Raw genomic sequence first — 19,369 nt, 5'->3', positions numbered from 1 at the left:
GGGCAGCGGCGGCGGGCGCCGGAGCCGGAGCGGCCGGGGCGGCCGCCGGAGCGGCACCCGGGGCACCGATGACGGCCAGCTTGGCGCCGACCTCGGCCGTCTCGTCCTCGGCGACCGTGATCTCCAGCAGCACACCGGAGGTGGGCGCGGGGATCTCGGTGTCGACCTTGTCCGTGGAGACCTCGAGCAGCGGCTCGTCGGCCTCGACGGAGTCGCCGACCTCCTTCAGCCAGCGGGTGACGGTGCCCTCGGTGACGGACTCGCCGAGCGCCGGGAGGACCACGTCGGTGCCCTCGGCGGAACCGCCGCCGGTGGCCGCCTCGGCGGTCGGGGCCGGCGCGGGGGCCTCCTGCTCGGTGGACGGCGCGGCCGCGGCGGGCTCGGGGGCCGGGGCCGGAGCCTCCTCGGCGGCCGGGGCGGGGGCGGCGGCGGGCGCGCCCGTGCCGTCGTCGATCAGCGCCAGCTCGGCGCCGACCTCGACGGTCTCGTCCTCGGCGACCTTGATGGAGGCCAGGATGCCCGCGGCGGGGGAGGGGATCTCGGTGTCGACCTTGTCGGTCGAGACCTCGAGCAGCGGCTCGTCGGCCTCTACGCGCTCACCCTCGGCCTTCAGCCAGCGGGTGACAGTGCCCTCGGTGACGCTCTCGCCGAGCGCCGGAAGGGTTACGGAAACCGCCATGGTTTCTGTTGCTCCTTAACGATTGCGGAAGTCTGGATCGTCGCTTCGTCGACCGAGGGGGTCAGTCGTGCGAGTGCAGCGGCTTGCCCGCGAGGGCCAGGTGGGCCTCGCCGAGCGCCTCGCTCTGCGTCGGGTGGGCGTGGATGAGCTGGGCGACCTCGGCGGGGAGGGCTTCCCAGTTGTAGATCAGCTGGGCCTCGCCCACCTGCTCGCCCATGCGGTCGCCGACCATGTGGACGCCGACCACGGCACCGTCCTTGACCTGGACGAGCTTGATCTCGCCCGAGGTGTTCAGGATCTTGCTCTTGCCGTTGCCCGCGAGGTTGTACTTCAGAGCGACGACCTTGTCCGCGCCGTAGATCTCCTTGGCCTTGGCCTCGGTGATGCCCACGGAGGCGACCTCGGGGTGGCAGTACGTCACCCGCGGGACACCGTCGTAGTCGATCGGAACGGTCTTCAGGCCGGCCAGACGCTCCGCCACCAGGATGCCCTCGGCGAAGCCGACGTGCGCGAGCTGGAGCGTCGGGACCAGGTCACCGACGGCGGAGACGGTCGGGACGTTGGTGCGCATGTACTCGTCGACCAGGACGTAGCCGCGGTCCATCGCGACGCCCTGCTCCTCGTAGCCGAGACCGGCGGAGACGGGGCCGCGGCCGACGGCCACCAGCAGCACCTCGGCCTCGAACTCCTTGCCGTCGGCGAGGGTGACCTTGACGCCGTCCTGGGTGTACTCGGCCTTCGAGAAGAAGGTGCCCAGGTTGAACTTGATGCCGCGCTTGCGGAACGCGCGCTCAAGAAGCTTGGAGGAGTTCTCGTCCTCGAGGGGCGCCAGGTGCTTCAGGCCCTCGATGATCGTGATGTCGGTGCCGAAGGACTTCCAGGCGGAGGCGAACTCGACGCCGATGACACCGCCGCCGAGGACGATCGCCGACTTCGGGACCCGGTCCAGCACGAGGGCGTGGTCCGAGGAGATGATGCGGTTGCCGTCGATCTCCAGGCCCGGCAGCGACTTCGGCACGGAGCCGGTCGCCAGCAGGACATGACGGCCCTGGACGCGCTGGCCGTTCACATCGACGGAGGTCGGGGAGGACAGACGGCCCTCACCCTCGATGTAGGTGACCTTGCGGGAGGCGACGAGACCCTGCAGACCCTTGTAGAGGCCGGAGATCACGCCGTCCTTGTACTTGTGCACCCCGGCGATGTCGATGCCCTCGAAGGTGGCCTTCACACCGAACTGCTCGCTCTCGCGAGCCTGGTCGGCGATCTCGCCCGCGTGGAGCAGGGCCTTCGTGGGAATGCATCCCCGGTGCAGGCAGGTGCCGCCGACCTTGTCCTTCTCGATCAGGGCGACGTCCAGGCCCAGCTGAGCCCCGCGCAGGGCCGCGGCGTAACCACCGCTACCACCGCCGAGGATCACTAGGTCGAAAACGGTGCTGGCGTCGTTCGCCACGTCACGTCCTCCATGCATGTGCGCCGTACGCCGGTCGTCCGAGACCCGCGCGGCGGCTGGTGTCCGGCCGCTCTTCTTCGGCCCTGTGGTGGGGGCCCTGTCCTGCCGAGCCCCATCTTCGCACTTGTCGCGGGCGAACGAGACGCCGGGCCGGGGTGTGAGACACCACACGCTCAGATGTGAAGGAGTGCTTCGTTACGCGGGCCGACGGCGGCGGACCCAGGGGCGCGGGGAACTGCGCGACCAGCCACAGACGGCCCGCAGTCGCCCACGCCCCTCGGGTATCCAGCTCCTAGGCGAACATCAGCCCAGGTCACCCGAAGCGGCCCGCTCGGCCAGCCGCACCAGCGTCCGCACGGCCGTCCCCGTCCCACCCTTCGGCGTGTACCCGAAGGGCCCGCCCTCGTTGAACGCCGGCCCCGCGATGTCCAGGTGCGCCCAGGTGATCCCCTCGCCCACGAACTCCTTCAGGAACAGACCGGCGACCAGGCCACCGCCGTACCGCTCGCCCATGTTCGCGATGTCGGCGGTCGGCGAGTCCATGCCCTTGCGCAGGTGGTCCGGCAGCGGCATCGGCCACGCCGGCTCCCCGGACTCCTCGGCCGCCTCGTGCACCGCGGAGCGGAACGCGTCGTCGTTGGCCATGATCCCGAACGTCCGGTTGCCCAGCGCCAGCATCATCGCGCCGGTCAGCGTCGCCACGTCGACGATCGCGTCCGGCTTGTCCTCGGACGCCTTGGCGAGCGCGTCGGCCAGCACCAGCCGGCCCTCGGCGTCGGTGTTGAGCACCTCCACCGTTTTGCCGCTGTACATGCGCAGCACATCACCCGGGCGGGTGGCGGAGCCGGACGGCATGTTCTCGGCGAGGGCGAGCCAGCCCGTGACATTGACCTCAAGCTTGAGCCGGGCGGCGGCGACGACCGCGGCGAACACGGCGGCGGCACCGCTCATGTCGCACTTCATCGTCTCGTTGTGCCCGGCCGGCTTGAGCGAGATGCCGCCGGAGTCGTAGGTGATGCCCTTGCCGACGAACGCCAGGTGCTTCTTCGCCTTGGAGCTGGTGTACGACAGCTGCACCAGCCGGGGCGTGGCGGCGGAGCCCGCGCCGACGCCGAGGATGCCGCCGTAGCCGCCCTTGGCGAGTGCCTTCTCGTCGAGGACGGTCACCTTGATGCCGTGCTCCTTGGCCGCGGTCTGCGCGACGGCGGCGAAGGCCTCCGGGTCGAGGTCGTTCGGCGGGGTGTTGATGAGGTCGCGGGCGCGGTTCAGCTCCTCGGTCACCGCGATCGCGCGCTCGACGGCCGCCTTGTGCGCCTTGTCGCGGGGCTTGGCGCCGAGCAGGACGACATCGGCGAGCGGCCCCTTGCCGTTCTTCGCCTTGGCGGCGCCACCCGAAGGCGCTTGCCCCTTGTAGGCGTCGAAGGAGTACGCGCCGAGCAGCGCACCCTCGGCGACGGCGCCCACGGCGTCGGCGTCGGCGACGGGCAGCGCGAACGCGGCCTTCTTGGTGCCGGTCAGGGCGCGGGCCGCCGCACCGGCCGCGCGGCGCAGCGTCTCCGCGCCGAACGCGCCGTCCTTCTCGGGCACCGAGCCCAGGCCCACCGCCACCACGAGCGGCGCCTTGAAGCCGGACGGCGCGGGCAGCTTCGTCACCTCGCCCTCGGCGCCCGCGGCGCCGAGGGTCTCCAGGAGGCCGGCCAGCTTGCCGTCGTACGCCTTGTCCACGGTCTCGGCACCCGGCGCTACGACCAGGTCCCCGGACCGGGATGCAGGGCCCTTCGCGACACCGACCACGATCGCGTCGGCCCGGAGGCCCGACGCGGCGGCGGTGCTGAGAGTGAGAGCAGTCACGGTGGTGAAATCTCGCTTCCGGTTGAGTTTCGGTGGCCGAACGGATGGGTCGACGTGCCGGGAACGAGCCTAGGCCCTTGTTCGGCCCATCGGACCTGGGGCGTCGGCCGGTTGCGCCGCGCCGTCCGCATGGCGTCCGCTGCGACCAGCCTCCCCGACTTTCCGTCGCCGACGTGCAGGGAGATCCCCATGACTGAGGCATAGGGGGATCCCTTGTCGCGGCTCCCGGCGCGTACGTCCATGGTCCTCGCGCGTGGCCCCGGCGGTCTGCGCGCGTAGCGTCCGCCGTCGATTTCGATCACCCCTGCGGACGTTCACCCCTATGTGGCTTCATGGTCATTTTCATGCCCTCATGTGCCCTGACCTGGGTGACACTCGTCCCGCCCGATGAGTGATCAGCTCATCGGCCTGCATCATTTCCACAGATTCCCCGCGGTGCGGCCGTTCAGTCCGGCCCCGGGGGATCTCTTCGGGGGAAAGGGCGAACATGACGCACAACGTGCCCGGACGGACCGGTTGGAGGAGCGCCGCCGCCGTCGCGGCGACGACCGGTCTGCTGGTGGCGGGCCTCGGCACACCGGGAGCGTCGGCGGCCGCGGCGGCCCGCGTCGATCTGCGGGTGCTGGTGGTGGACAACGGCGACAGCCCCGTCCAGGCGATCACCGCGGAGCTGAGGAGCACCGGCGTCCCGTACACCCGGGTGAACCTGGGCGACGCGAACCGCCCGACCATCGACGCGGCCTTCCTGAGCGACACGGCCGGCGGCACCCCGCGCGCCAGGTTCCAGGGCGTGGTCCTGCCCAACGAGGCCCCGTTCGGCCCGGGTTCGGCCGAGCAGACCGCGCTGGAGACGTACGAGCGGACGTACGGGATCCCGCAGGTCGACGCCTACACCTGGGCGCACCCCGGGGTCGGCCTCGACCACACCAGCGAGGGCGGCTGGGCCGGCTCGCTCGACGGCCGCGAGGTCACGGTCACCGACGCCGGCCGGGCGAGCCGCTTCGGCTATCTCGACGGGCAGTTCGCCTTCGAGGACAACTCCGCCTCCGCGCAGGAGAGTTACGGCTTCGTCGCACGGCCCCGCCCCGGCTACACCAGCTATGTCGACCTCCCGGTACCCGGCGGCGCGGGCCGGGGCAGCCTGGTCGGGGAGTACGCCCACGACGGGCGCCGCGAACTGGTCGTCACCTTCGCCTACAACCAGCACCAGCGGCAGTTCCGGGTGCTGGCCCGGGGCATCGTCGAGTGGCTGACGGACGGTGTGCATCTCGGGCGGAGCCGGAACTACTTCGGCCTCCACATCGACGACGTCTTCGCACCCGACAGCCGCTGGGACACCGAGCACGACTGCACGCCCGGCAGCTTCGACTGCGGCGGCGGGGACGGCACACGGAGCGTGCCCATCCGGATGACCGCCGCCGACGCCGAGTACGCCGAGCAGTGGCAGCGGTCCAGCGGCCTCACCCTCGACATGGTCTACAACGGCGGCAGCGGCGAGGAGTGGAAGGAGGCGAACGGCGGCACCGACGCCCTCGCCGACCGGCTGGTCGCCGACCGGAACGCGTATCGCTGGATCAACCACACCTACACCCACCAGTACCTCGGCTGCGTCCAGGACACCTCGACCGTCCCGTGGAGCTGCGCCAAGAACCCCGACGGCACCACCCGCTATCTGAGCCGCGCCGCCGTCGCCGCGCAGATCCGCGACAACCACGCCTGGGCGGTCGCACGCGGACTGCCCGTGCGGCGCGACGAACTGGTGACGGGCGAACACTCGGGCCTGCGGACACTGCCGCAGCAGCCGAACGACAATCCGAACCTCGCGGGCGCCCTCGCCGACAACGCTGTCAAGTGGATCGCCTCCGACAACTCCCGCGAACCGGCCCAGCGTCCGGTCGGCGCCGCGCTGACCGTGCCGCGCCACCCGATGAACGTCTACTACAACGTGGGCACGGCCGCGGAGATGGTCGACGAGTACAACTGGGTCTACACCTCGGCCGCCGACGGCGGCAGCGGGCTGTGCGAGAACAACGCGTCCTCCACCTGTCTGGCCGCCCCGCTGGACCCGGCCACGGGGTACACGACGCACATCGTCCCGCAGGAGGTCCGCACGGCCCTGCTGCACGCCGTCGGCAACGACCCGCGACCGCACTACGCGCACCAGTCCAACCTGGCCGAGGAGCGGCTGCTCTACCCGGTCCTGGACCGGCTGCTCGCCGACTACCGGTCCCTCTTCTCCTCCGACACCCCGCTGGAGAACCCCCGGCAGGCCGCGATCGGCACCGAGCTGCAACGCCGGGCCGCCTGGCAGACGGCGGTGGCGAACGGCACGGTCACGGCGTACCGGATCGGTACGGCGGTGACGGTGAAGGCGCCGTCCGGGACCGAGATCCCGGTGACGGCACCGAAGGGGACCGTCACGCAACTCCCGCTCGGTACCACCACGTTCGGCACCCCGTACGCGGGAGCCCGCTCGGCCTGGACCACGCCGGCACCACTCCAGTCAGCCGTGAAGCTGAAGCTGCCGTAGAGCGCCCCGAAGGGGCGCGGGGCCGTATCGGACATGCGGCTCCGCCGCGGGGCGCGACCGGCCCCCACCGACCCGCAGCCGGGGGCCGGGCCGCAGTTCCCCGCACATCATCCGCGTCACAGCAACAGGGGGGAGCGGCGCAGCCATGCGCAACGGCAGTCACGTCACCATGCTCACCGAAGGCACCTATCCGCATGTCCACGGCGGGGTCAGCACCTGGTGCGACCAGCTCGTCCGGGGCATGCCCGACGTCGAGTTCCACCTCGTGTCGCTCACCGGAACCGGCCGCGAACCCGTGACCTGGGAGCTGCCGCCGAACGTGTACCGGCACACCTGCGTACCGACCTGGGGCCCGCGCCCCGGCCGGGCCCGCGCCCCGTACGGCGCGGCCCGCCGCCGCTTCACCGACTCCTACGAGCGGCTGCTGCTCTCCGTCCTCGACCCCGGCGCACCCCGGGGCTTCGAGGAGGCCCTGTACGAGCTGGCCCGACTCGCCCGCGACGGACGCCTGTCGGCGGCCCTGCGCACCGAGTCCGCGCTCCGCTCGCTGATGTGGATCTGGACCATGCCCCACCTCCCGACGGCCGCCGCGCACCCCACGGTCCACGACGCGCTCACCGCGACCGATCTGCTGGAACACTCCCTGCGGCCGCTCTGCGCCCGGATCCCCGAGGACTGTGTGGCCCACGCGGTCAGCGGCGGCCTCGCCACCCTGCCCGCGCTCGCCGCCCGGGAGCTGGACGGCGTACCGTTCCTCCTCACCGAGCACGGCATCTATCTGCGCGAGCGCTACCTCGGCCACCGCGCCGCCGACCAGCGCTGGCCCGTGAAGGCCTTCATGCTCGGCTTCCACCGCGAGCTGACCAGGCTCGGCTACCGCGCCGCCGACCTCATCACCCCCTGCAACCGCTACAACCGCCGCTGGGAGGAGCGCGGCGGCGCCGACACCGCCCGGATCCGCACGGTCTACAACGGCGTCGACCCGGCCGCCTTCCCGCACGCCGGCCCCGAACCCGAGGTGCCCACCCTCACCTGGTGCGGACGCGTCGACCCCATCAAGGACCTGGAGACGCTGCTGCACGCCTACGCCCTGGTCCGCGCCGAACTCCCCGGGACCAGACTCCGGTTGTTCGGGCCCGTGCCACCGGGCGGCGAGGCGTACCGCACCGAGCTGGACAAGCTCGCCGCCGAACTGGGCGTCACCGACGGGCTCACCTTCGAGGGCCGCGTCGGCGAGGTGTGGCGGGCCTACGCCGCCGGGCACGTCGTGATGCTGTCCTCGATCTCGGAGGGCTTCCCGTACTCCCTGATCGAGGCCATGTCCTGCGGCCGTACGACCGTGTCGACCGATGTCGGAGGGGTCCGCGAGGCGGTCGGCGACACCGGGATCGTCGTGCCGCCCCGTGACCCGGAGACGATGGCCGACGCCGCGCTCGGTCTCCTGCTCGACCACGCACGCCGCCGCGCGCTGGGGGAGTCGGCACGCCGACGGGTGATCGACCGGTTCACCCTGCGCCGCTCCGTGGACGCCTTCCGCCTGATCTACCAGGAACTCGCGGGCCGGGACGACATCGTCTACGCGCCCGCGCCGGCGACGGTCGCCGACTGGACCGCCGAACTGCGCGACCCCTGGTACCGGACCGGCGCCACGACGGACGGAACCGACCGGTGAGCGGCCACCCGACCCCGCCCCCGGACGCCCGCCCGGCCCGGCTGCCCGCCGTCCCCCGCCCGCGCCGGGCCGAGCCGGATCCCATCGACCGACTGGCCGAACAGCACCGGGAGTTCATCGCCGCCGCCGTCCATCCGGACGAGATCGCCGCCCTGCTGGAGTCCGACGGCATCTCCGACGACCGGACCCGCGCACGCTACGGCTGCCGCAACTCCTTCGCCCTCGCCGAGGAGTTGTACGAACGCGTCGAGCGCGCCCACCCCGAACCGGCCGGACCTGCGCCCGACCCCTGGCGCATCGGCCTGCTCGGCTGCCTCCTCAGAGGCGTCGTCTTCGCCCTCCCCGGCCTCGCCTACGTCCTCGGCGCGCCCCTCCTGAACGGCCCCCGCGACGACTTCGGGCTGCCCGCCGGCACGGTCCCGCTGCTGGCCGGGGCCCTGTGCGGCTGGATGTGGAACCAGGGGCTCGCCCACCGGGCGTACTCCTGGCTCGCGTGGGGCGACCGTGACGCCTGCCGCCGCTGCCTGGCCCGCGGGGCCCCGGTGGGCGCCCTGCTCTGCACGACGGTCGCCTGCCTGGCGGCCGGCGGGGGCGACCCGGGCGCGGTGGCCTTCGCCGCCGGCGAGGCCTGCTACCTGGGCGCCGCGACCGTCCTGCTCGTCCTCGGCCGCGAACGGGCCCTGCTGCACTGTCTGTCGCCCATGACCGCGGGAGCGCTGTTCGCCCTGGTCCGGCCGGTGCCCGACTGGGCCGGGCTCACCCTGCTGACCGCCTCCCTGGTGGGGGTCGCGCTCCTCGCCGTCCACGAAGTGGCGCCCGCCCTGCGGGAGCCCGGACCCGGCGCCGCCCTCCCGGGCGCGCCCGCCGGGGCCCCGGCGCGGGGCCCGGCCACGCCCCGGCTCGCCGCCTCCCTCCCGTACGCCGTCTTCGGACTCGCCACCGGTGTGCTCGTGCTGTACGCGACGCTCGGCGAGGTCCTCGCCCACGGGGGCGGCACCGCCGCCGCGCCCGCCGCCGTGGCGCTCACCCTCAGCATGGGCCCCGCCGAATGGCTGCTGTACCGCTTCCGCAGCGGAGGCCTCGCCGGACTGCGCTCCACCAGCACCCCGGGCGCCTTCTGGCGGGCCGCCTCCGTCACCCTGGTCCAGTGCCTGGCCGGCTACCTCGCCACCCTGCTGGTCCTGGCCCACGCCACCGCCCACCTGTGGCCGCGGGCCCCGGACCTCGACGGTGTCCATCTCGCCGGTCTGCTCCTGCTGGGCGCGGTGCTCTGGACCGGCCTGCTGCTCCAGTCCTTCGGCGCGGTCCCGGGCGCCGCCGCCGTCTGCTGCGCCACGGCCGCCGCCCAGACCCTGGCCCTGGCGACGCACCCGGGCGACCCCCACGGGATCGGCCTGCTCGTGTACGGCGTCGCCGCCGCCCTCCAAGGGGGCCTGGTCTGCGGCCTGCTGGGAAGGGCGACGGCGCACCGATGACCGCACCCGCGACACCGCGCCCCGCGCCGGCCCCGGCGACCCGCCCCTCCCGCCCCTCCTTCCTCGTCCCCTATTACGAGCACCCCCGCGACCGCCCCGCCGCATGGGACGCCCTCGTCGACGCCGCGCCCCTCCTCTACGGCGTCGTCCTCAACCCGGCGAACGGGCCCGGCGACGGCCCCGACCCGGCGTTCATCCGGGTCGCGGGCCGACTGCGGGCGGCCGGCGTACGCCTCCTCGGGTACGCCGACACCGCCTACGGCCGCAGACCCGTCACCGACGTCGTACGGGAGCTGACCCGCTACCACGCCTGGTACGGCACCGACGGGGCCTTCCTCGACCAAGTGGCCGCGGAACTCGGCGCGTTCGACCACTACCGACGGCTCGCCGCGGCCGTCTGGGGCGCCGGCCCCGCCACCCTCGCGCTCAACCCCGGCACCCCGCCGCACCCCGCGTACGCGCGGATCGCCGACCTCGTCGTCACCTTCGAGGGCTGCTGGGAGACGTACCGGGACCAGCCGCCCGAGCCCTGGCCCGGCGGCAGCGCCGGCCTCGGGGCGCGGGTGTGCCATCTGGTGCACGGGGTGCCGCCGGGCACCGACGTCGCGGGCGTCGCCCACGCCCGGGGCGCCACCGTGCACTGCGCGGTGCCCGGAGTGGGGGATCATCCCTGGGGTACGTTGCCGCACGCCTTGGAGCCCCGCCGATGAGCCGCGCCCTCGCCCGCAGCGCCCTGCTGCCCCTCCTCCTGCTGACGGCGGGGTGCACGAGCGCCCCCGACGACGGGCCGGGCACCGGACGCGCGACGGGCGGGGCCGCCCGCTGGCGACCGGAGCCGGGCACGGAGTGGCAGTGGCAGCTCAGCGGGCGCCTGGACACCTCCGTCGACGTCCCCGTCTACGACATCGACGGCTTCGACCAGTCGGCCGACACGGTCGCCGACCTGCACGACGACGGCCGCAAGGTCATCTGCTACCTCTCCACCGGCGCCTGGGAGGACTGGCGCCCGGACGCCGACGACTTCCCGAAGGCGGTGATAGGCAAGAGCAACGGCTGGGAGGGCGAGTACTGGCTCGACATCCGCGCGACCGACGTCCTCGAACCCCTGATGGCCGCCCGTATCGACATGTGCGCGGAGAAGGGCTTCGACGCGGTCGAGCCCGACAACATGGACGGCTACCGCAACCGGACCGGCTTCCCCCTCACGGCCGCCGACCAGCTCCGCTACAACCGCCTCGTCGCCCGCCTCGCCCACGAACGCGGCCTGGCGGTAGGCCTGAAGAACGACCTCGACCAGATACCCGAACTCGTCGACGACTTCGACTTCGCGGTCAACGAGCAGTGCGCCCAGTACGACGAGTGCGAGGACCTCACCCCGTTCATCGAGGCCGGCAAGGCCGTCTTCCATGTCGAGTACGAGATGGAGACGGGCGACTTCTGCCCCGAGGCCCGCCGTCTGGAGCTCAGCTCGCTGCTGAAGAAGTGGGAGCTGGGGGTCTGGCGGAAGGCCTGCTGACCCTGGGGGCAGGGGCTCAACCGAAGGTGAACGCCACCAGCGCCGCCGTGGCCGCCGTCTCCGCGAGACCGCCGAACACATCCCCGGTGACGCCCCCGAACCGCCGTACGCAGTGGCGGAGCAGCAGCTCGGCGGCCCCGCAGGCGAGAACGACCGCGAGGACCGTACGCCCGATGCCGTACGGCCCGAGCAGCGACCCCGCGCCCGCCGCCGCGCATCCGGTCAGGGCGGCCACGAGCAGCGCGCCGCGCACCGGAACGACCCCGGCCACGGCCGCACCCAGCCCCTCCGGCCGGGCGGCGGGCACACCGGTCCGCGCGGCCAGGGTCAGGGCCAGCCGGGCGGCGGTCGCGCCGACGGCCGTCGCGAGCGCGCCCAGCGCCCAGGACTCCCCGTACGCCTCGGTGAGCGCGGCGACCTGGGCCAGCAGGACGAGGACGAGGGTGACGACCCCGAACGGCCCGATGTCCGACTGCTTCATGATCCGCAGGGCGTCCTCGGCGGGCCTGCCGCTGCCGAGCCCGTCGGCGGTGTCGGCGAGCCCGTCCAGGTGGAGGCCCCGGGTGAGGGCGGCCGGTACGGCGACGGAGGCCACGGCGGCGAGCAGCGGCCCGGCACCCAGGAGCAGCAGGAGACCGCCGAGCAGGGCCGCGCCCAGGCCGACGACCAGCCCGGCGACGGGCGCGCACAGCATTCCGGCGCGCGCCGCCTCTCGGTCCCAGCGGCGCACGGTCACCGGCAGCACGGTCAGGGTGCCGAAGGCGAAACGCAGGCCGTCGGCGAGCGTCGGACCGGGCGGGACGGAGGGCTCGGGTGGCGTGGACACCGGCGCAGGCTACCCGGCGCGGCCGATGCGCTCGGCGGACGGGCTCGGCGGCGCCCGAGGGCAGTCCTGGATAAAGTTCGCATATGGGTCACTGGTGGGAGCGGAACATCATCGAGCCGGGCAAACTGCCCCTGCTGCTCGCACTCGCCGCGTTCGTCCTGACGTTCCTGATCACCCGGGTCGTCACCCGTCTCATCCGCGCGGGCAAGGGGCCGTTCCGCAACATCAGCGGCAGCGGTGGCGTCCACATCCACCATGTCGTCCCCGGTGTCCTGCTCACCGTCGCCGGGGGCTTCGGCGCGGTGGCCAGTGACGGGCACGGTTCCGGCGCGCTGATCTCCGCCGTGCTGTTCGGCATGGGCGCGGGCCTGGTGCTGGACGAGTTCGCGCTGATCCTGCACCTGGACGACGTGTACTGGAGCGAGGCCGGCCGCAAGAGCGTCGAGATGGTCGTGCTGACGGCCGCCCTGGTGGGGCTGATGCTGGTCGGCTTCCTGCCCTTCGGCGTCAACGACCTCGACGAGGAGGAACTCCAGGACCGGGGAGCCGTCATGCTCACCATGGGGACGAACTTCCTCGTCGCCCTGGTCGCCCTCGCCAAGGGCAAGGCCCGCACCGCGCTCTTCGGTGTGATCATCCCCTTCATCGCCGTCGTCGGCGCCGTCCGTCTGGCCCGCCCCACCTCCGCCTGGGCCCGCCGCTTCTACCGCCGCAGACCGCGCACCCGCGCCCGGGCCTGGAAGCGTTCCTACCGCCACGACCGCCGCTGGGCGACCCCCAGCCGCCGCCTCCAGGACTGGATCGGCGGCACACCGGACGCGACCCCGGACGCGAGCGCGGAGCGCCGCTGACGGGCGGCGGCCGCCGCGCACACCGCCAGCACCGCCGCGATGGCCGCCAGATGCTCCTTGCCCGCGAGGTTCTCCTTCACCAGCACCTCGACGGCCATCGTCACGACCACCGCGCCCGCCGTGACGTACGCCCGGTACCGCCATCCGACGTACACCGCGAGCCCGACCACGGCCGCCGACGGTCCGGTGTCCACGACCCGCGCGTCCGACGCGGGCAGGCCCAGCAGGGGGACGTCCGGGCCGAGCGCGACGCCCACCCGCGCGTACAGCGTGCCGGCCAGGGTGGCCAGGTACGCGATCGCCAGGGTCCGCCGCCGCCCCAGGGAGATCTCCGCGATGCCGAAGACGATCAGTATCTGCGCCAGCGCGCCCCACACCGGCAGGTCCAGCGCCGGTACGAAGAGGGAGAGCGGCGTCCGCGCCAACGCCGTCCAGAGCGGGTCCTCCGCCCGTACGGCCCCGGCGTTCTCGACGAGCCGGTAGCCCCAGGACTGCCGGTGCGTGAGGTGGACGACGGCCGCGAGGCAGACGGCGGCGACGGTCAGCGGGATCGCGCGCAGCCGACGGCGGAGGAGGGGCGGGCGCACGGTGGCGTACAGCAGCCCCCACTCGGCGCGGGCCCATCGAAGGGCTCGGCCCGTCTGCGTCTGGTTCATCCCCACGCCGTGCTCCGTGCGACTCCGGTACGTGCGGTGAGGCCACCGCCATGTCCGAAGACCGACCGAGGGGGGAGGAAGTTGAGTGCCGCCCGAGTGATCCCGGTTACTCCGGTTGCGTTGTCGGGTGCGGGTGGGTGGAGGTTGCTCGCGCAGTTCCCCGCTTTTTCAGGGGCGCGGGGAACTGCGCGAGAAGCCCCACTCATCCGCACCCGACAACGCACCCCCGACCCCGACCCTAGGTCGCGTCGTACTCCTCCCCGAGGTTCTTCTCCTCGGGGCCCGGCTTCACCGGTTCCCCCACGTCCTCCCGCTCAGGAAGCTCCGCCGCCCACCCCGCCGCGGCCCGCACCAACGGCAGCGCCAGCAGCGCCCCCGCCCCCTCCCCGACCTTCACCCCATGGTCGAGCAGCGGTTCGATCGCCATCCGGTCCAGCGCCTTCGCCTGCGCCGGCTCCCCGCTGTTCTGTCCGGCCAGCCACCAGTCCGGCGCCCGGAACGCCACCCGCTGGGCGACCAGCGCACACGCCGCCGACACCACACCGTCCAGGATCACCGGCGTCTTCCGCACCGCGCTCTGCAACAGGAACCCGGTCATGGCGGCCAGATCCGCCCCGCCCACGGCCGCCAGCAACTGCAACTGGTCCCCGAGCACCGGCCGGGCCCGCCGCAGGGCGTCCCGTACGGCCGCGCACTTGCGCATCCACGCCAGGTCGTCGATCGCCCGCCCGCCCCGCCCGGTCACGACGGACGCGTCGGTCCCGCACAGCGCCGCGACCAGGACCGCCGCCGCCGTGGTCCCCCCGACACTCACATCACCGAGGACGACGAGGTCGGTCCCGGAGTCCGCCTCCTCGTCCGCGAGGGCGACGCCCACCCGGAACGCGGCCTCCGCCTCCTCCGCCGTGAGCGCGTCCTCGACGTCGATACGGCCCGACCCGCGCCGCACCCGGTGCCGTACGACCTCGGCGGGCAACGCCTCCGGGTCGCAGTCGAGCGCGAGGTCCACCACGCGCACGGGTACGCCGAGCTGCCGGGCCAGCACCGCCACCGGGCTGCCGCCGTCCAGGACGCCCCGCACCAACTGGTCCGCGGTACCCGCGGCCCGCGCGGAGACGCCGAGTTCGGCGATCCCGTGGTCACCCGCGAACAGCAGCACCCGGGGCCGTTCGATCGGCCGCACCGGAACGGCCGACTGCGCCGCCGCCAGCCACTCACCCAGTTCGTCGAGGCGGCCCAGCGCCCCGGGCGGCACGATCTGCCTCTCCCGCCGCGCCTCGGCGTCGCGGCGCACCCCACCGTCGGGGCGCTCGATCAGATCGGTGAAGTCGTCGAGATTAAGCGAGCTCATTCGCCGAACAGTACCGGCAGGGATCGAACACGACGGCGCCACACCGTGACCCCGCGACGCACGAACGTCCCACCGCGCCACCGGCACGTCATTGCACCGGGGACCAGGCTCACGTACGTACCTTTTTGGGGCGAATGTTCCCACCTCGTCCCCAGGAGCCGCCATGTCCCCCACCCCGCGGCCGGAGCCCGGCCCACCCGAGGGAGTCGACCCCTTCCACGAACCGCGCAGGGACGACTGTCCGTGGTGCGGCTCGCGGCAGTTGCGTACGCGGGTGCGCGCGCCGGAGGGGCGGCGGCGCACGCCGGGCACGTTCGTGGTGGACGAGTGCCGGGACTGCGCGCACTCCTTCCAGAACCCCCGGCCCACGGCGGACGGACTGCTGCTCAGATACCACCGGCACACCGGCGAGGACGGCCTCGGCGCCGACCCCGTCGGACGACGGCGCCGCCGGCACCTGCGGGGCGCCGCCCGCGCGCTGCCGCCGTACTCCGAACCGGAGGGCTGGCTCGACGTCGGCACCGGCCACGGCCACTTCCCGGAGGTCGCGCGCGAGATCCACCCGTACACCTCCTTCGACGGCCTCGACCCGACCCCGCGCGTCGACCGGGCGTGGGAGGCAGGGCGCGTGGAGGAGGCGTACCGGGGCCTGCTCACCGACCCCGAGATCACCGCGCGGCTGCGCGCCCGCTACGACGTGGTGAGCATGTTCCACCACCTCGAACACACCGCCGACCCCCGCGAGGAACTGCGCGCCGCCCGCGCGGTGCTGCGCCCCGGCGGCCATCTCCTCCTCGAAGTCCCGGACCCGGCCCGCCCGTTCGGCGCGCTGCCCGGCAGGAACCGCCGCCTGTGGAGGCCGCACGACCGCCCCCGCCCCCTGCACCTCGTGCCCCTGCGCAACCTGCTCGCCGAACTGCGCTCCCTGGGCTTCGAGATCCTCACGGCCCGCCCGTGCACCCCTCTCCCGCCCCGCGCGCACCGCATCCTCGCGCGCCGCGCCGCACCCCAGGCCGCCCCCGCAACTCCCCGAGCGCCGGAGGCCGAACCGGCGGACCCCTCAACCCCGTAGCGCCAGGGCCTGCCCCGCCACCACCAGCAGCACGTGCTCGCACTCGTTCGCGAAGGCCGAGTTCAGACGGCCGAGTTCATCGCGGTAGCGGCGGCCGGAGGCGGTGGCGGGGACGATGCCGGAGCCGACCTCGTTGGAGACGGCGACCAGCGTGCGGCGCGTGTGCCGTACGGCGTCGGTGAGTTCGGTGACACGCGCCCGGAGCGCGCGTTCCCCGCCCCCGGCCCACTCCGCGTCGTCCCACGCCCCCACCGCGTCCATGGCGTCCGTCAGCCACAGCGAGAGACAGTCGATGAGCAGCGGTGCCCCGTCGTCGTCCTTCAGCAGCGGGACGAGGTCGCAGGTCTCGACCGTGCGCCAGGAACCGGGCCGCCGCTCACGGTGGGCGGCGACCCGCTCGGCCCACTCCCCGTCGCCGCCGCGCGTCCCACCGGTCGCCACGTACAGCACGTCCGGGAACGCCTCCAGCCGCCGCTCCGCCTCCACCGACTTCCCCGAGCGCGCCCCGCCGAGCACCAGCGTGCGGCGCGGCACGTCGGGCACGTCCTCGTAGGCGCCCACCGCCAGCGTCGTCCCGTCCGGCACGGCGCGCGCGCCCGCCGCCGCGAGCCGGCGCGGCAACTCGCCGTCCGCCGGCACGTCGTGGTCGATGTGCACGGCCACGACATCGGTCGTCGGGCCCACCGCCCCCGCCGCGCGCAGCCGCGCCAGCGCGTCCGGCCGTCCCAGCACATCGAGGACGACCATGTCGTACGGCTCCGACGGCCCCTCCAGGCCGGCGGGCGCGCCCCCCGGCGGCAGATACAGCAGCCGTTGGCCGCCGGGACCGGTCACCGCGTACCCGGTGCCGGGCGCGTCCAGGGCCCGGGCCCGCACCCGGTGCCCGGTCAGCAGCGCCAACTCCCGCCCGTCCGGCACCCGCACCGGCTGCGGCAGGCCCACCGGCACCTCCACGGCGGGCCCGTCGTGCGGGTGCGACAGCAGTACCTGCCGCACTCCGGTGAGCGTGCGCCCGGCGCGCGCGGCCGCGAGGGCTGCGCCGGGCGTGAGGTCGAGCAGCAGTGTGCCGTCCATGAGCAGCGCGGTCGCCCCGCGCGCGGCCTCACCGAGCGCGGTCGCGCACACCGCGCACGGACAGTCGGGGCGGGGGAGTCCCGCGGGGGCGCCGGTGCCGAGCAATGTCAGTTCCACACCGACGATTTTCCCGCGTCCCGATGAACACCCGCAGGTCTTGCGCGTCCGACTAGGCTCAGGGGGGAACCGGATCTTGCTCGGCGCCGTGTGCGGTGCCGGGCCGGTACTTACGGAGGCTCACATGGCGGCATGGACGTGGCGTTTCGAGAAGGCCGACGGGGCGGAGGTCCAGCCCGCGGTCCAGCCCGAGGAGTTCACGACCCAGGGGGATGCCGAGTCGTGGATCGGAGAACACTGGAAAGCGCTCCTGGAGGGCGGCGCCGACCAGGTCCGCCTCTTCGAGGACACGACGGAGATCTACGGCCCGATGAGCCTGCACGCGTAGCGCTCCGCGGCGGGCGGGGCCTCTGTCCGGGGCTCCGCCCCGATCCCCGCGGAAGAACTCGGGGGTGCGGGTTTCGTCGGCGGGTGCGGGTGAGTGGGGCTTCTCGCGCAGTTCCCCGCGCCCCTGAAAGGCCTCCGGCCTTTCGGCCCGAAAAAAGCCGGGGCGCAGCCCCGCTTTTTTCAGGGGCGCGGGGAACTGCGCGACCAGCCCCCACCGGACGGACGCCTGGGGGTCAAAGGGGCGCAGCCCCTTGGTGGGGGAGGGACGGGTAGGGGCGGCGGGGGCGAGAAACGATCAGCCGCGCACACCGCACAGGTGCAACAACGCCGCCACCTGCCGATAGGGATCCGTCCGCCCGGCCCGCTCCTCCGCCGCGAGCAGCACCTCAAGATCCCCCGACCCCTCGGGCAGCGCCGCATCGTCCGCCGCGAGGTCCGTGAACACCCGCACCCCGTACCACGCGTGCAACGGCGCCCCGATCCCCGCGAGCGCGTCCGTCAGCACGTCCAGCCGATCCGCCCGCACCTCCAGCCCGAGCCGGTTCCGGTACGCGGTGGTGTCGAACGCGGCCAGCGCCCCGGCCCAGTCCCCGGCGAGCCCCGCCCGCATCGCGAGCGCGTCGCCGTTGCGCACGAGCAGCGACAGCAGCCCGCCCGGCGCCAGCATCCGCGCCAGCCCGGCCAGCAGCGCGTCGGGCTCCTCGACGTACATCAGGACCCCGTGACAGAGCACCACGTCGAAGCTGCCCGGCAGGAAGTGCACCCCGGTGTCCCGGCCGTCGCCCTCGACGATCCGCATCCGCCCGCGAATGCCCTCGGGCTCGGCGGCGACCGCCTCCCGGGCCACGGCGATCAGCTTCGGCTCCCGCTCGATCCCGGTCACCGCGTGCCCGGCCCGGGCCAGCCGCAGTGCCTGTGTGCCCTGGCCCATGCCCACGTCGAGCACCCGGAGCCGCTGCCCCACGGGGAAGCGTCCGGCTATCTGCTCGTCGACCTGGCGGGAGACCAGCTCCTGTCGTACGACCTCACGCAGGGTGCCCAGTCGGTTCAGCCAGGCCTGCGCGGCACCTTCGGAGAAAGGGGTCGTGCTCAGGGCCGCTCTCCGCGCTTGACCTGCGGCTTGGGCAGCCGGAGGCGACGCATCTGGAGCGTGCGCATGAGGGCGTAGGCCACGGCGCCCTTCTTGGTCGCGTCGGGGAAGCGCTCGTTCAGCTGCTTCTTCAGACGGAAGCCCAGGCTGATCGAGTCGACCACGATCAGCACGATCACGAACAGCCACAGCAGGAGCGCGATGTTCTGCAGCGAGGGCACCTGCACCATGCTCAGCACGAGGATGATGACGGCCAGCGGCAGGAAGAACTCCGCGATGTGGAATCGCGAGTCCACGTAGTCACGGGCGAACCTGCGGACCGGGCCCTTGTCCCGCGCCGGCAGATATCGCTCGTCACCGGTCGCCAGCGCCTGGCGCTGCTTCTCCATCGCGCTACGGCGCTCGTCGCGGGAGCGCTTGGCGGCCTCCTTGCGGGTCGTCGGCGTATTGGCGACGCTACGGCGCTGCCCCTGGGCCACACTCCGTTTCGGAGTGGGGCGCCCCTTGGGGGCCTGCGGATCACGGGTCTGCTGGGAGTTGGTCACCGGCGCCTTGTCGGCGGCCGATTCCTTCTCGTTCTTGGCGCGGCTACGGAACACAAAACCCAAGGGTACGGGGTGCCGGGGCATGGACCCCAGCCGAGTGGGGAACGATCCGGCAACACCCGGCGTCCGTACTGGAGACAGAGCTGGGGCGACAGTGGACGGGGAGACCCGTAAAGCCGGAGAAAATCGGAAAAGGGGGAGCGAGGCGACGATTCGTCCGTGGTGGGGCTGAGGCGGTACCGGGGGTCGGCCCGTACATGACCCCGGGGGACACCTACTCCCTACGC

General features: G+C 73.5%; 17 protein-coding genes. 8 read left to right on the top strand and 9 right to left on the bottom strand.

The window, feature by feature from the left end; translation table 11 throughout:
- The 3 genes from HW837_RS17505 to HW837_RS17495 all read right to left on the bottom strand — a co-directional run.
- On the bottom strand, positions 1-679 hold a 679-nt coding region (locus HW837_RS17505; protein ID WP_336512504.1), incomplete at its 3' end, for a biotin/lipoyl-containing protein.
- 61 nt (positions 680-740) lie between these two features.
- Complete coding sequence (gene lpdA, locus HW837_RS17500) at positions 741-2,129, bottom strand: dihydrolipoyl dehydrogenase (protein ID WP_060884973.1); 1,389 nt, start codon at positions 2,127-2,129, stop codon at positions 741-743.
- 303 nt (positions 2,130-2,432) lie between these two features.
- Entirely contained in the window at positions 2,433-3,980 is a 1,548-nt protein-coding gene (locus HW837_RS17495; protein ID WP_045555395.1) for a leucyl aminopeptidase, read from the bottom strand.
- A 487-nt stretch (positions 3,981-4,467) separates the two neighbouring features.
- Between HW837_RS17495 and HW837_RS17490 the strand changes: the two genes are divergently transcribed.
- From HW837_RS17490 to HW837_RS17470, 5 genes are all read left to right on the top strand, one after another.
- Positions 4,468-6,510, top strand: coding sequence for a hypothetical protein (locus HW837_RS17490; RefSeq protein ID WP_193380765.1), 2,043 nt, complete (start codon positions 4,468-4,470; stop codon positions 6,508-6,510).
- Positions 6,511-6,655: 145 nt separating this feature from the next.
- On the top strand, positions 6,656-8,182 hold the full coding sequence (gene pelF, locus HW837_RS17485) for a GT4 family glycosyltransferase PelF (protein ID WP_045555393.1): 1,527 nt from the start codon (positions 6,656-6,658) through the stop codon (positions 8,180-8,182).
- On the top strand, positions 8,179-9,657 hold the full coding sequence (locus HW837_RS17480) for a hypothetical protein (protein ID WP_193380766.1): 1,479 nt from the start codon (positions 8,179-8,181) through the stop codon (positions 9,655-9,657). Before pelF ends, HW837_RS17480 begins: the two co-directional genes overlap by 4 nt.
- The gene (locus HW837_RS17475) at positions 9,654-10,367 is read left to right on the top strand and encodes a spherulation-specific family 4 protein (protein WP_045555392.1); all 714 of its coding nucleotides are present in this window, start codon (positions 9,654-9,656) and stop codon (positions 10,365-10,367) included. The genes HW837_RS17480 and HW837_RS17475 overlap by 4 nt, the downstream gene beginning before the upstream one ends.
- The gene (locus HW837_RS17470) at positions 10,364-11,173 is read left to right on the top strand and encodes an endo alpha-1,4 polygalactosaminidase (protein WP_045555391.1); all 810 of its coding nucleotides are present in this window, start codon (positions 10,364-10,366) and stop codon (positions 11,171-11,173) included. The genes HW837_RS17475 and HW837_RS17470 overlap by 4 nt, the downstream gene beginning before the upstream one ends.
- A 16-nt stretch (positions 11,174-11,189) precedes the next feature.
- Here HW837_RS17470 and HW837_RS17465 read toward each other — a convergent pair whose 3' ends face one another.
- Positions 11,190-11,999, bottom strand: coding sequence for an adenosylcobinamide-GDP ribazoletransferase (locus HW837_RS17465; RefSeq protein WP_093788223.1), 810 nt, complete (start codon positions 11,997-11,999; stop codon positions 11,190-11,192).
- Between the two features lie 83 nt (positions 12,000-12,082).
- Here HW837_RS17465 and HW837_RS17460 point away from each other — a divergent pair, with 83 nt between their 5' ends.
- Positions 12,083-12,850 carry a hypothetical protein gene (locus tag HW837_RS17460; RefSeq protein ID WP_045555389.1) on the top strand — a complete coding sequence of 256 codons (768 nt, stop codon included), beginning with the start codon at positions 12,083-12,085 and terminating at the stop codon, positions 12,848-12,850.
- On the opposite strand, the gene HW837_RS17455 is transcribed toward HW837_RS17460, so the two are convergent.
- Both HW837_RS17455 and cobT read right to left on the bottom strand, forming a co-directional pair.
- Positions 12,748-13,506 carry a hypothetical protein gene (locus tag HW837_RS17455; RefSeq protein ID WP_045555388.1) on the bottom strand — a complete coding sequence of 253 codons (759 nt, stop codon included), beginning with the start codon at positions 13,504-13,506 and terminating at the stop codon, positions 12,748-12,750. The genes HW837_RS17460 and HW837_RS17455 overlap by 103 nt on opposite strands.
- 238 nt (positions 13,507-13,744) lie before the next feature.
- On the bottom strand, positions 13,745-14,857 hold the full coding sequence (gene cobT, locus HW837_RS17450; protein ID WP_045555387.1) for a nicotinate-nucleotide--dimethylbenzimidazole phosphoribosyltransferase: 1,113 nt from the start codon (positions 14,855-14,857) through the stop codon (positions 13,745-13,747).
- Positions 14,858-15,020: 163 nt separating this feature from the next.
- Here cobT and HW837_RS17445 point away from each other — a divergent pair, with 163 nt between their 5' ends.
- Complete coding sequence (locus tag HW837_RS17445; RefSeq protein ID WP_045555386.1) at positions 15,021-15,929, top strand: class I SAM-dependent methyltransferase; 909 nt, start codon at positions 15,021-15,023, stop codon at positions 15,927-15,929.
- Here HW837_RS17445 and HW837_RS17440 read toward each other — a convergent pair.
- Complete coding sequence (locus tag HW837_RS17440) at positions 15,918-17,120, bottom strand: bifunctional adenosylcobinamide kinase/adenosylcobinamide-phosphate guanylyltransferase (RefSeq protein WP_093788225.1); 1,203 nt, start codon at positions 17,118-17,120, stop codon at positions 15,918-15,920. The genes HW837_RS17445 and HW837_RS17440 overlap by 12 nt on opposite strands.
- Before the next feature lie 124 nt (positions 17,121-17,244).
- Between HW837_RS17440 and HW837_RS17435 the strand changes: the two genes are divergently transcribed.
- Positions 17,245-17,448: a hypothetical protein gene (locus HW837_RS17435; protein WP_045555384.1), complete on the top strand. Its 204-nt coding sequence runs from the start codon at positions 17,245-17,247 to the stop codon at positions 17,446-17,448.
- A 294-nt stretch (positions 17,449-17,742) separates the two neighbouring features.
- Here the strand turns inward: HW837_RS17435 and HW837_RS17430 are convergent, their stop codons facing one another.
- Together HW837_RS17430 and HW837_RS17425 are read right to left on the bottom strand one after the other, a co-directional pair.
- Positions 17,743-18,378: a class I SAM-dependent methyltransferase gene (locus HW837_RS17430; RefSeq protein WP_371271391.1), complete on the bottom strand. Its 636-nt coding sequence runs from the start codon at positions 18,376-18,378 to the stop codon at positions 17,743-17,745.
- 158 nt (positions 18,379-18,536) lie between these two features.
- A complete protein-coding gene (locus HW837_RS17425) occupies positions 18,537-19,166 on the bottom strand; it encodes a DUF3043 domain-containing protein (RefSeq protein WP_177261668.1) in 630 nt (209 codons plus the stop codon).
- Positions 19,167-19,369: the final 203 nt, after the last annotated feature.

The organism is Streptomyces caniscabiei (genome assembly GCF_014930365.1).
GTDB classification, from domain to species: domain Bacteria; phylum Actinomycetota; class Actinomycetes; order Streptomycetales; family Streptomycetaceae; genus Streptomyces; species Streptomyces caniscabiei.
Note: the sequence above shows the minus strand (reverse complement) of the source record. Positions and strands in the feature narration are given on the sequence as shown.